Origin of the sequence: Micromonospora sp. NPDC049801 (assembly GCF_040656575.1) — a bacterium.
Taxonomy (GTDB): domain Bacteria; phylum Actinomycetota; class Actinomycetes; order Mycobacteriales; family Micromonosporaceae; genus Micromonospora.
In genome coordinates this window covers 228678-241224 of sequence record NZ_JBFAMS010000005.1, presented here as the reverse complement: position 1 = coordinate 241224, position 12547 = coordinate 228678, and the positions used below count along the sequence as shown (strand labels likewise).

Sequence of the window (12547 nt, the reverse complement as noted above, 5' to 3'; positions counted from 1 at the left end):
GTCCTCCCCCGTCCTAGCGTCCGTCGCCGTTGCCGGCCACGTCGCCGAAGACACGCTGCATCTCGGCGGCGGACATCCTGTTCTGCTCCTCCGCCGTCTCGTAGTTCTGCTTGACCTGGCGCAGCGCCTCCGCCGCGTCGTACAGGCTCTGCGAGAGCTTGCGGACACCGGACTCGGTGCCCTGGTAGAGCCCCTGGTGCTTGGCGGCCAGCCGGGCCGCCCAGTCGAACCCCCCGAGCGGGCTCGGCTGGCCACCGGCTCCGCCCGCCACGCCGCTGGCCGCCCCACCCATCAGGTCCTGGATGTCGACCATGTCGTAGGAGAGCTTGTTCAGGTACGCGGCGTGGGTCTCCAGCCAGGTGATGGCCGAGTCCAGGCTGGTCGCGTCCCACTCGGTCTTGACGCCGGCCTCACCGGGCGCGGCGATCAGGCCCTCCGGCGTCGCGGCGTGGTTGACGTTGTCGAGTTCCAGGCCGGTCACGGCGAGGCCCGACGTCGGTATCCCGCCCACCGGAACCGGGATGTAGAGGTCGTCGTTCACGTACCGTTCCGGCTGGGTGGTCCTGTCGTCCGTCATCGGTCCCCTCCCCGAAACCCTGACTGGTGGTGTGCGCTCACTGCTGCTGGTGTGGGCCCGGCGACGGCGGGCCCGAGCCCGGCCAGCCGGACCCGGCCGGCGGTGTCGCCGGAGCGGTCGGCGCCGGCGGATAACCCTGGGTGGGATGGCCGGGCGGCGGGTACCCCGGGCCGGGCTGGCCCGGTGCCGGGCCGTACCCCGGGCCGGGCTGCTGCGGCGGGCCGTAGCCGGCCGGTGCCGACTGGGTGGCGGGCCAGCCGGGTGGCGGCATGCCGGGTGCGCCCGGGTACGGGCCGACGGCCGCCGGCGGCGTGCGCCGCTTGCGGCGTCGCAGCACCACGAACAGCACGATCAACCCGATGATCGGTACGCCGAGGCAGAGTCCCAGTTGGACGATCGCACCGGCCTTGTTCGATACGCCGAACTCGACCGCCGGGCCGTCGTCCTCACCCGGTCGGGTCGCGCGGCCGGGGCCGGTCGGGCCGGCCGCCTCGCCCTTCAACAGGGGGTTCGCCGTCACGGTGGGTACCGAGCGGGTCAGGGCGGCGACCGGGTCGACCCGGCCGAAACCGAACTGCGGGTCCCGGCCGGCCGGACCGGCGTCGCGAGCGGTCTCGATCAAGCGGCTGATGACATTGGGCGCGTCGAGCTTCGGGTACTTCGCGCGGATCAGCGCCACCACCCCGGAGATGATGGCCGCCGCCGGACTGGTGCCGCTGGCTACCGTATATCCGTTCGGCGAGACCGCCTTGGGCGCCGGGGCGATGATGCTCTCCATCGGACTCGCGAGGACGGTCTCCGGGCCCTGCACCGAGCCGGAAGAGAAGCCGCCCCGCTTGTCGAATCCGCTGACGGCGACGACGCCGGGGATGTTGGCCGGCGCGATGACCTGGCGGTCGCCCTGCTCGGTGTTGCCGGCGGACGCCACCACCACGACATCCTTGCTCAGCGCGTAGTTGATGGCGTCCACCAGCTCCGGCGGAGCCGCCCCCTCGTCGCCGAGCGAGAGGTTGATGATGTCGGCACCATTGTCCGCGGCCCACCGGACGCCCAGGACCACGTCCTGGCCGTCGGAGTCGGCACCAGTCGAGACCGGGAGGATCTTCGCGGCCGGGGCGATGCCCAACTCGTGCATCGCGCCACCGCCGCGCCCGGCGATGATGCCGGCCATCGAGGTGCCGTGCCCCTTGACCTTGTCGTCGTCACGCCGGCCGTCCGAGGCCGCAAGGGGGTTGGTGCCGTGCCCCGCGAGCACCTGACCGCGCAGGTCAGGATGACTTGCCTCGACTCCGGTGTCGACGACGGCGACCACGACACCCGCACCCTTGGTGATCTGGTGCGCGGCGGGGATCTTGAGATAGTCCAGGTACCACTGAAGGCCACGGACCGTGTCAGCGGCCCGGGCCGGCGTCGGCGCGACGGTCACCGCAGGGGCCAGCGCGGCGCACAGCGCCAGCGCGGCCGCGCCCACGGCCCGTGTCGATCGGAAAGGCTTCCCCGTACGCATCGCTCTCCCGTATCTCGCCGACGCCAACACGATGCGGCTCCGGCCCGGTCGAGCCGGACCGGAGCCGCATCGGTGATTGTGTCAGCCCCACACCTTGGAGTTGCTCATCTCGGTGGAGACGTAGTTTTCGCGGGCGATGCCGACGGCACCACCGATCTCGTTCAGGATCCGGTTGATGTCCCGGACCGACGAGTCCCACTTCGCCTGGTGCTGCTCGTAGGCGGTGCGGTCCTCGCCCTCCCACTCGAGCTTGGACAGCATCGACCGCAGCGTGTCCAGCTTCTCGTCGATGGTCTTCGAGATGGCCTGCATCTGCTGGTTGCTGCTCTCGAGGACCGCGTAGTCAACCTTGATCGTCACGTTTTCCTCCTCTGCTGGCTACGGATCACGGGTTGAGAGCAGAGTGGAACTTGTCCAGCATCTGCTGCTGCTCCTCGTCGTTGACCTGGTGCGTCGTACCCGACTTGTCGAGCAGGTCCGCGATGTTGTCCATCGCGGTCAGCAGACTCACGGTGTCCTCGTTCCAGCGAGCCATGAGCGACTGGAACCCCGTGGACGCCTGACCCTTCCACGCCATGGCCAGGTCGTCGACCACGTTCCACAGCTTCTTCAGCTCACCGTCGACCTCGCTGCGCGTGGACCGCACGTCACTCGCGGCAGTATGCAGACTCGCAGCTGAGACCTCGAACGCCATGCTTCACACCCTTCCGTCATGTTGTGTGGCTGCGGCTTTGCCGCGCCTCTCCCCCGCGGCAAGGCAGCAACACCCCACCGACGGACACTCCACCAGAGACGGTAGCGGAATCCGTCCAGCCACCGCAGCCCTGACCGGGACGGTTCGATGGATGATGGTGGATCGGACCGGTGGGACGACCCGTACGGACCACCCGGACGGCTCGATCAGGCCGGCTCGGACCAGGCGGTCTGAATGAGCTGCTGACCGTCGCGCCGCCGCACGAGGGTGCCCCGACCGGGTGGCTGCGGGCTCGGACGCAGCGTGCCGAACACGGCGCCCTCCTCCCGGTTGCCGGACATCAGCAAACCGGGCGAATCCAGCTCACGCAGGCGTTGCAGCACCGGCTCGTAGAGCGCCCGCGCCACGCCGCCGACCCGGCGGGTGATGATCAGATGCAGGCCGATGTCCCGGGCCTGCGGCAGCAGCTCGTGCAGGGCGCTCAGCGGGTTGCTGCCACCGGAGGCGACCAGGTCGTAGTCGTCGACCAGGATGTACAGGTCCGGACCCTTCCACCAGCTGCGGTCCCGCAACTGGGCGGTGGTCACGTCCGGGCCCGGCAGACGGTTGGACAGCGCGCTGCGGATCGAGGCGAGCCCCTGCGCGAACGCCTGGTTGGACGGCGCGTAGTCGAGCAGGTGATCGCCCTCGACCGCGCCCAGCAGGCCCCGCCGGTAGTCGGCGATCACCAGCCGGGCCTGGGCGGGCGTGTACCGCTCGGTGATGCCCCGGGCGATGAGCCGCAGCAGGTTGGTCTTGCCGCACTCGGCGTCGCCGAAGACGGTCAGGTGCGGCTCGTTCGCCAGGTCCAGGTAGACCGGCGCGAGCGCCGACTCGTTGACACCGATCGGCAGGCCGGGCGCCGACCGGTCGATGATGCGCGCCAGCTCGGGCACCGGCAGCCGGCGCGGCAGCAGCCGTACCTTCGGCGCGGGACGCCCCGGCCAGTTCGCCGCCACGTGTCCGGCGAGCGCGATCGACGCCTCGCTCAGGTCCTCGATGTCGCGCCGACCGTCGATCCGCGAGATGGCCGTCAGGAAGTGCAGCTTGTCCCGGGTCAGGCCGCGACCGGGCGACTTCTCCGGCACGTTCATCGCCGAGCGCCGGTCGATCTCGGACTCGGCGGCGTCGCCGAGGCGCAGCTCCAGCTTGGTGCCGAGCAGGTCCCGCATGTTGATCCGGATCTCCGCCCACCGCACCGCCGTGAGCACGACGTGCACCCCGAAGCCGAGGCCCCGGTTGGCGAGCGTGGTGATGGTCTGCTCCAGCTCCTCGTAGTCCTGGCGCAGCGTGTTCCAGCCGTCCACCACCAGGAACACGTCGCCGAACGGGTCGTCGGCGAACTCGCCGGCCGCCCGCCGACGTCGGTAGCTCGCCACCGAGTCGATGCCGTGCTGGGCGAAGCGTGTCTCCCGGTCGTCCAGCACCGCGACCACCTCGGCCACCGTGCGGCGCACCGCCTCGACGTCCCGTCGCCCGGCCACCCCGGCCATGTGCGGCAGCCGTTCGAGGCTGCGCAGCGCGCCACCGCCGAAGTCCAGACAGAAGAACTGCACCTCGCGGGACGTGTGGGTGAGCGCCAACGAGGCCAGCAGCGACCGCAGCATGGTGCTCTTGCCGCTGAGCGACCCGCCCACGATGACCACGTTGCCGCCCGCGCCGGCCAGCTCGACCATCATCGGATCGCGGCGCTGCTCGTACGGGCGGTCCACCACGCCGACCGGCACCGTCAGGCGTCCCCGGCCCGGCCAGGACGCCGTGCACAACCCGTAGGTCGGGTCGACGGCCAGCGGGCCGAGCAGCTCGCCCAGGCCCGGTGGGTCGGCCAGCGGCGGCAGCCACACCTGGTGAGCCGGTCGGCCCCGCCCCTTGAGCTGCTCGATCAGCACGTCCAACATCGCCACGGCCTTGCCGTCGGTCGGCTGCTCCGGCTCCGGCGCGGTGTCCACCGACACCTGCGGAACCTGCGCGGGGATGAAGTTGACGCCGTACGGCACGATCCGGCGCTGCACGAGGGCCTGTGACGTGGAGGCCTGCTGGCCGGGCGCCCGGTACGGCCCCGAGACGTACGCGGCCCGGAACCGCAGCATGGTGTTGGTGTCCGTCTTCAGGTAACCGTGCCCCGGCGCGCTCGGCAGCTCGTACGCGTCGGGTACGCCGAGCACGATCCGGCTCTCCACGGCCGAGAAGGTCCGCAACCCGATCCGGTACGACAGGTGGGTGTCCAGACCCCGCAGCTTGCCCTCCTCCAGCCGCTGCGAGGCCAGCAACAGGTGCACGCCCAACGACCGACCCAATCGGCCGATCATCACGAACAGGTCGATGAAGTCCGGCTTCGCGGCCAACAACTCGCTGAACTCGTCACAGATGATCAACAAGCTCGGCATGGGCGCCAACGGTTCCCCCGCCGCACGCGCCTTCTCGTACTCGAACCGCGAGACGTAGTTGCCCGCCGCCCGCAGCAACTCCTGCCGCCGTACCATTTCGCCGGCGAGCGCGTCACGCATCCGGTCGACCAACGGCAGCTCGTCCGCCAGGTTGGTGATCACCGCGCTGGTGTGCGGCAACGCCTCCAACGAGGCGAACGTCGCGCCGCCCTTGAAGTCCACCAGGACGAAGTTCAGCTCCTCCGACGAGTGGGTCACCGCGAGCGCGGCCACCACCGTACGGAGCAGTTCGCTCTTGCCGGAACCGGTCGCGCCGATGACCAGGCCGTGCGGGCCCATGCCCTCGTGCGCGGACTCCTTGAAGTCCAGCTCGACCACGTTGCCGTCCGGGCCGACACCCAGCGGGATGCGCAGCCGGTCGCGGTGACCGCGCGGCCGCCACGTCTGGTGTACGTCCACCGCCGCGGCGTCGCCGACGCCGAGCAGGTCCGGAAGCTCCATGCTGCGGGCCAGCGGCTCCTCGTTGCTGGTCTGCTGCTGCGACAGCCGGTACGGCGCGATCTGCCGGGCCAGCCCTTCGGCCGCCTCGGCGGAGAGCCGGTCGGGCCGGCCGAGACGCGAGGTCGAATTGCCCCGGATGAGGTCGAGCGCGTTGCCGTCGCCCGCGTCCAGGCAGAGCAACCAGCGGCCGGCGTCGCGCGGCACCGTCCCGGACAGGTCGATCAGGGTGACGCCGAGCAGACCCTGACCCACCAGTTGGCAGGTCGGGGAGATCTCGCCACCGTCAACCACCACGACGAGGTGCGGCGCGGTGGTCAGCGGCTTCGCCTCGGCCGCGAAGCGGGGTCGCCCGGCCAGCTCGGCGGCGAGGGACTCCTCGGCCTCGGCCAGGCTGGCGAAGACCAGACGACGCGCTCCGGCGGCGTCCGTCCGACCACTGTGGTGGGCGTGCGGCAACCACTTCACCCATTCCCAGACCGGCTGCCGGTCGGGCGCGGCGACCACCGCGACCACCAGGTCGTCGGGGGCGTGGAAGGTCACGAGCTGGCCCAGGGCCGCCCGCGTCAGGTCGAGCACCGGGTCCCGGTCACCGCGCAGCACCACCCGGCTGAACGCGCGGACCGACAGCGCGGTCGGCAGTTCGGGCACCGTGGTGTGCGCGCGGACGAACCGGCGCAGCGCGATGGCGCTCATCGGCTCCAGGTCCTCGACCGGCTTGGTCTCCGGGGGGACGATCTCCACGGCGAGCCGCTGCGGGCCCATCGCGATCCGCGTCTCGCCGAAGTCCGGCTCGGTGATCCGACGCTCCCACAGCCGACGGGACGCCGCGATCGACCAGAGCGCGTCGGGCTCGGGGTGCCGCCAGTCCATCGCGTCCCGCTGCTGGGCAGCCGCACGACGGGTGCGCTTGCGCATCTGCGCCAGGTAACGCATGTAGTCGCGGCGGTCGGCGTTCAGCTCGGCCTTGTCGTTGCCGCCGTTGCCGAGCGAGCCGATGGCCATGCCGAGCATCGACACTCCGAACAGGCCACCGGCGACGTACGTCATCATGCCGCTGCCCCGACCGGCGTAGAGGAACGCCATCGCGCCGACGCCGCAGACCATCGGCAGGATCATGAGCAGCTGCCCCATCCCGCGCGGTGTCGGCTCGGGCAGCTCGGGCGGGGACTCCAGCACCACCTCGCCACGCGGCAATGCCGGCCCCGGTTGACGCGGAGGTCGGCGGAACACCACCGTGCTCACGGCTGTCTCCTCCCCAGAAGCGGCCCTGCCGTCGTGCCGACGCGACGCGAAGCTCGCGGGTGGGCACTGTACGTGCCCGTCATCGTAGGTAATCTCCCGTGGGCGCGGTGCACCCGCACCGTGGCGCCGCGGCCCGCTGATCATAGATGGACACCAGGAGGCCACTGTGGCTACGAAGTCGGCGACCGGCGGTCTGAGCCGGATCACCATTGTGGCCCCCCGTACCCGGATGGACCTGGCGCTGCCCTCGGACGTACCGATGGCCGACCTGCTGCCCACCCTGCTGCGCTACGCGGGGGAGGACCTGGCCGACGACGGGGTGCGGCACGGCGGCTGGGCGTTGTCCCGGCTGGGCTCGGCGCCGCTGGACGGTGGTCGTACCGCCGCGCAGCTCGGTGTCCGCGACGGCGAGGTGCTGTACTTCAACCCGCGCTCCGCAGCCGCCCCGGAGATCGTCTTCGACGACGTGGTGGACGCGGTCGCCACCGCCACCACGCAACGGCCAGGCTCCTGGCAGGTCGACGCGACCCGGTCGTTCGCCGTGCTGTTCGCCGCGGCGGCGTTCGGCGCGGGCGCGGTGGCGGCCCTGTTCACCGGCCCTCCGCACCTGCCCGCCGCGCTGGCCGCCCTGTTGGTCGCGGTGGCGCTGCTGGTCGGCGCGGCGGTGCTCGCCCGGGCCATGGGCGACAGTCGGACGGGCTCGGTGCTGGCGATGGCCGGGCTGCTCTACGCGGGTACCGGTGGCCTGCTGCTGCTCGCCGGGGACCGGAAGCTGACCGAGTTGGCCAGCCCACACGTCCTGCTCGCGGCCACCGCCGTGGTGGTCGCCGGGGCGGTGGCCGTGCTGGCGGTCGGTGACGACCGGTACCCCCTCTTCTTCGCCGCGATCGGTCTCGGCGCGGGGGCCGGCGTGGGCGCGCTGCTCTGCCTGCTCCTCAGCATCGACGCCGCAGCCGGCGCCGCGGTGGTGGCGGCCGTCGCCTTCGGCCTGGTGCCGGCGCTGCCGATGGTGGCCTACCGGCTGGCCCGCCTGCCGGTGCCGTCGATCCCCACCGGCCCGGACGACCTGAAGACCGACAGCGAGACGGTGGACGGGCGGCGGGTGCTTGAGCGCAGCGACCGCGCCGACGCGTTCCTCACCGCTCTGTTGTGGACGTTGTCGTTGCTGGTCCTCGGCGCGGAGGTGGTGCTGGCCCTGGACGGCGGGCTGGCGGCCGTGCTGCTGTGTCTGGTGCTGGCCCTGCTGTCGTTGCTGCGGGCGCGTCCGCTACTGGGCCGGGCGCAGCGCGTTCCGGTGCTGCTCGCCGGCACCGTCGGGCTGGGCCTGGCGGCCGCCGCGACCTTCGCGGGCGGCGCACTGGCGGTCCGGCTCGGCCTGATCCTCGGTGGGCTGCTGCTGGCGGCCGTGGTCAGCCTGATCTACGGCCTGTCCGTCGCCGGCAAGCGGATCTCACCGGTGTGGGGTCGGCTGCTCGACATCGTCGAGATCCTGCTGATCATCGCGTTGGTGCCGCTCGCCGTCTGGGTCTGCGGCATGTACGACTGGATCGTCAACCTGCGCCCCTGACGGGACGGCCGTAGTTTTCAGCGAAGACCGCGACCGCCCGTTGATCTCGTTCTGCCGCCTTGGCGGCAGACGGTCCTTCTCCACCCCGAGAAGGACCGTGCAGCGTGCGGGTCAGGCGGCGCCGCCCTGCTGGCGGCATACGTGGTCGCGGTGGTGCTGAAGGGCCTCTTCCAGCTGGTCTTCGAGGATGATGATCCGGCAGGCGGCTTCCAGAGCGGTGCCGTGGTCGACCATCTCCCGGGCTCGTACGGCCAGGCGCAGCTGGTATCGGGAGTAGCGGCGGTGGCCGCCGGCGGAGCGGAACGGGACGATCAGTTTCGCCTCGTCGAGGCGGCGCAGGAAATCCTGCGAGGCGCCGACGATCTCGGCGGCCCGGCCCATGGTGTAGGCGGGGTAGTCGTCATCGTTGAGCATGTCGTCGGGTTGGGCCATACATTCCTTCTTCGTGAACGAGGGCCCCGGCGCATGTCGCGCCGGGGCCCAGGGTTACGGGTTGAATACACCATCTACCGACAGGTTCGTCGGGTTCTCGTTTCCGCACCATGCCGTCATCAGCAGGCGGTGCGAGGATCGCATAAGCGTGACCGGAGACCACCTCGCGTTCAAAGTGATTACGGTGTCCACCGCAGAACTGGAACTACGTCCCGACGGCGGGCGATCCAACGGCGTCAAACCCTCCCTTTCCTCTGCTTTAACCGACCTACTGTGCTGTCCGTCGATGCCGGAGCCCCACGCGACTTCCTGGCCCCGAGCATGTGCGGCGGATCCCTGCCGCGTCAGGCGGAGCCCCGAACATTGCATCGGCCCTGCCTGCGGTTGCCCTGACCTGGAGTTACGTCAAGGTCTTGTCGTGCACGTGCCATGTTGCACGCGGTGATGTGGTTCCACCGCGGTTACCGAGCGGGCCCCGAGAACTTCCGGGCCCTGCTTCGACGCTCGGCCTGTTACGTCGGCGTCTTCAACCGATCTTCCTCGTCAACGGGGACAACACTAACTGGCCCGGCCCAGGAAATCTAGTCTTTCGAGACTAGATTTCCTGGGCGACTGACTGCAGGTTGATGCGCCTGCCGGGCTGGGCCCGGAAGGAACGGTCAGCGGGGCTGTCGGCGGCCGACTCCGCCGAGCGCCGAGGCGACCGGCGCGCTGGCGTAGACGCCCGGCCCGTGCTGGCCGTCCATCGGCCGGGCCGGCGTGCCGGCCCGTTGCGCCATGTCCCCGACGACCTTGACCAGCGCCTCGACGTGGTTGTCCATGGCCGCGACCCGCAGCAGCGGGGCCGCCACGCGCCCGTCGGGCGACACCGTGGCCGCCACCGTGTGCGAGGGCGCGGACGTGGCGGTGATCGCGTCCACCAGCGGGCCGAGTGGCGCGCCCGGCCGGGCGCGCAGGGTCAGGCAGCGGTGCGTCCAACCACCGCCACGCAGCCCCGACCAGGTCTCCGTCGGTGGCTCGGGCACCAGGTCCAGTCCGGCAGCCGAGACCACCGCGGCGCGCAGCTCGTCGCGGCCCAGCGGCCGGTGGGCCAGCCCGGCCGCCGTCAACGCCTTGCCCAACCGGCCGATCCCGGCGGCCAGCGTGCGGTGGACGCCCGGCAGACCGCCGCCCCGGCTGACCGTCTCCACCCGTGCGTCGCGGACCGTGAGCCGCAGCGCCACCCAGACGGTCCGGTGTGCGGCCGGTGGCGCGCCCGCAGCCGGATACCAGACCAGGGTGTGCGCGACCACCTGGGCTCGGGAGACCGGCGCCGAGAAGTCCCCGAGCACCCGCAACGCCCGGTCGACGGTCGACGCCTCCACCGAGCCGACCGCGGCGCCGGTGGCCGGCTGCAACGCGACCGCCGCGAACCAACCCTGGTCATCCTGCCCGATGCCCAGCCGGGTGCCCCGGTCGGTCAGCTCGATCACACCCAGCTCGGGCGCCAGCGCGGCCAGCCGGGGGTCTGCGGCCGTCCCGCCGGCCAGGGCCGCGGCGGCCCGTTCACGTCGGCGACGCATCCGGCGGCGCAGCAACACGTCCTCGAACCACCAGCGACCACCACGTCGGGCGAACGCGGACAGCACGACCACCGCCGCCACGACAGCCACCGTCGCGAGCAGCCAGGTCGGACCGGCCGTCGCGGCCCAGACGGCGACGGCACAGACCTCGAGTACGACGAGCTGGCCGACCAGCAGCGGACCGATGCGCCCCCGGCCCGGCCGGTCGGCCGCGGCGGTGACCCGCGCCGGAACGCCGGACGGCCGCACGGCGGCATCCGCGGGTGGCGCCTGAACCTGCGTCATCGCTGACTGTCCCTCCTGGACGGTACGGCCCTGAGCCGCGGGGTGGCCCGGCGGTGGCCCCGAGGACCGGCCGTCGGCCCCTTATCGTAGGGAAGCCCGCGACGGCACCCCGAGGACATCGTCGCGGATCCACCCCGCCGGAGGTAAGTCATGCGGACCCGCCGTGATCAGGTGCAGGCGTACCGCTTCGTCACCCGCCGGATCGTCTCCGCGCTGCTGTCGGGTGATCCGGAGACCACCAACCTGCCGATGCGACGGCTCGGCATGGCGGTCTTCGGCAGCGTGATCGCCGCCGCGGTGGTCCTCGGTGGCGTGGGCGCGTACGGCCAGTTGACCGGGAACACCGCACCGCTGGACGAGAACACGTTGGTCATCGAGCGGGAGACCGGCGCCACCTACGTGTACGCCCAGGGGCAGCTGCACCCGACGCTCAACTACACCTCCGCGCGGCTAATCCTGAACGAGCCGGACCCCACGGTGCGCACCATGTCGCAGGCGTCGCTGCGGGACCGGCCACGCGGCCGTACCGTCGGCATCGTCGGAGCCCCGGACGCGCTGCCGGACCGCAAGTCGTTGACGGGTCTGCCGTGGTCGGTCTGCGACGTGCCCGACCCGGTCGACCCGCGCCACTCCACCACCCGCGTCGTGATCAATCGGGCGCTGCCCGGCGGTACGCCGCTCGGTGACCGCGCGGTGCTGGTCACCGTGGACGGGCAGCGGCACCTGCTCGCCGCCGACTCCCGACTGGAGGTGCGGGGCGGTGACCAGGCCGTCGCGGCACTGCGGATGACGGGTACGGCTCCGCTGCCGGTCGGGCAGCAGCTCCTCAACGCCGTACCGGCCGGACCGCCGCTGCGCAAGCCGTCGCTGCCCGGTCTGGGTGAGCGCAGCGGGTTGAGCGTGGCCGGCCGGCCCGCCACCATCGGCCAGGTCTTCCAGGCGGCCGGGCAGCACTACGTGCTGGCGCGCGAGGGTCTCGTCTCGATCAGTGAGATCACCGCGCTGCTGCTCATCAGTGGCGGCGGTCGGATCACCGACATCACGCCCGATCAGGCCGGGCGTCTCCTGACGGAGCAGCGGGTGGACGCGGACGGGATGCCGAGGACGCTGCCCACCCTGTATCCGGCCCGGGCCGGACAGACGCTGCTCTGCGCGACGTACCGGGAGGGCACCGCCGGTGGCCCGCCGACCACCACGCTGGAGGTGTTCGACCGGGTGCCGGCGGAGCTGGCGGACACCGAGCCGGGTTCGGTACCGGTACGCCAGGGCGCCCGGGACGCGGTGCGCACGGCCGAGTCGGTGCTGCTGCCCGGCGGCAAGGGCGTACTGGCCCAGGCTGCGCCCGGTGCCGGCACCAGCGGCTCCGGTGCCGCCGGCACGACGGTCTACCTGATCAGCCCTCAGGGTGTCCGGTACCCGCTCGGCTCGCCCGAGGCGCGGTCCGCCCTCGGCTACGACGGGGTCACCCCGCTGGCGGTGCCCGGCTCGCTGCTCGCGTTGATCCCGACCGGGCCGACCCTGGACCAGGAGTCCGCGCTCGCGCAGTTCGCGCCGGGTGACGCGGGGGCGACCACGCCGCCGTCGCAGCCGCCCTCGCAGTCCAGCTCGCCGACGCCCGACACGAGCGCCCCGGCGAGTGGCGGCACCGGCGGCTGGGTTCCCGAGGTATCGACCGGCACCGACGACTGAGCGGTTCATACGGGTCGCCCCGGCTCGCGGAGGTGGACTAACCTGGATCCGCTGACGGTTGTCAA

The 12547-nt window shown here is 71.9% G+C and carries 9 protein-coding genes; 2 read left to right on the top strand and 7 right to left on the bottom strand.

All coding sequences use genetic code 11. The annotated features are described in order from the left end of the window. Positions 1–13: 13 nt before the first annotated feature. From AB0I89_RS11685 to eccCa, 5 genes are all read right to left on the bottom strand, one after another. Entirely contained in the window at positions 14–577 is a 564-nt protein-coding gene (locus tag AB0I89_RS11685) for a hypothetical protein (RefSeq protein WP_234590012.1), read from the bottom strand. Positions 578–614: 37 nt separating this feature from the next. Further along, positions 615–2048, bottom strand: a complete 1434-nt coding sequence (locus AB0I89_RS11680) for a S8 family serine peptidase (RefSeq protein ID WP_357124031.1) — start codon at positions 2046–2048, stop codon at positions 615–617. 117 nt (positions 2049–2165) lie between these two features. Further along, positions 2166–2444 carry a WXG100 family type VII secretion target gene (locus AB0I89_RS11675; protein WP_007454922.1) on the bottom strand — a complete coding sequence of 93 codons (279 nt, stop codon included), beginning with the start codon at positions 2442–2444 and terminating at the stop codon, positions 2166–2168. A gap of 25 nt (positions 2445–2469) precedes the next feature. Further along, complete coding sequence (locus AB0I89_RS11670) at positions 2470–2778, bottom strand: WXG100 family type VII secretion target (RefSeq protein WP_357124028.1); 309 nt, start codon at positions 2776–2778, stop codon at positions 2470–2472. A 206-nt stretch (positions 2779–2984) separates the two neighbouring features. Next, positions 2985–6947, bottom strand: coding sequence for a type VII secretion protein EccCa (gene eccCa, locus AB0I89_RS11665; protein ID WP_357124025.1), 3963 nt, complete (start codon positions 6945–6947; stop codon positions 2985–2987). A 166-nt stretch (positions 6948–7113) separates the two neighbouring features. Between eccCa and eccD the strand changes: the two genes are divergently transcribed. After that, positions 7114–8514, top strand: a complete 1401-nt coding sequence (eccD, locus tag AB0I89_RS11660) for a type VII secretion integral membrane protein EccD (protein WP_357124022.1) — start codon at positions 7114–7116, stop codon at positions 8512–8514. Positions 8515–8625: 111 nt separating this feature from the next. Here the strand turns inward: eccD and AB0I89_RS11655 are convergent, their stop codons facing one another. Together AB0I89_RS11655 and AB0I89_RS11650 are read right to left on the bottom strand one after the other, a co-directional pair. Then, the gene (locus tag AB0I89_RS11655; protein ID WP_357124019.1) at positions 8626–8946 is read right to left on the bottom strand and encodes a MerR family transcriptional regulator; all 321 of its coding nucleotides are present in this window, start codon (positions 8944–8946) and stop codon (positions 8626–8628) included. 659 nt (positions 8947–9605) lie between these two features. Continuing rightward, on the bottom strand, positions 9606–10793 hold the full coding sequence (locus AB0I89_RS11650; protein WP_357124016.1) for a type VII secretion protein EccE: 1188 nt from the start codon (positions 10791–10793) through the stop codon (positions 9606–9608). Between the two features lie 150 nt (positions 10794–10943). Here AB0I89_RS11650 and eccB point away from each other — a divergent pair, with 150 nt between their 5' ends. Then, the gene (eccB, locus tag AB0I89_RS11645) at positions 10944–12482 is read left to right on the top strand and encodes a type VII secretion protein EccB (RefSeq protein ID WP_357124013.1); all 1539 of its coding nucleotides are present in this window, start codon (positions 10944–10946) and stop codon (positions 12480–12482) included. The last annotated feature ends 65 nt before the right edge of the window (positions 12483–12547 follow it).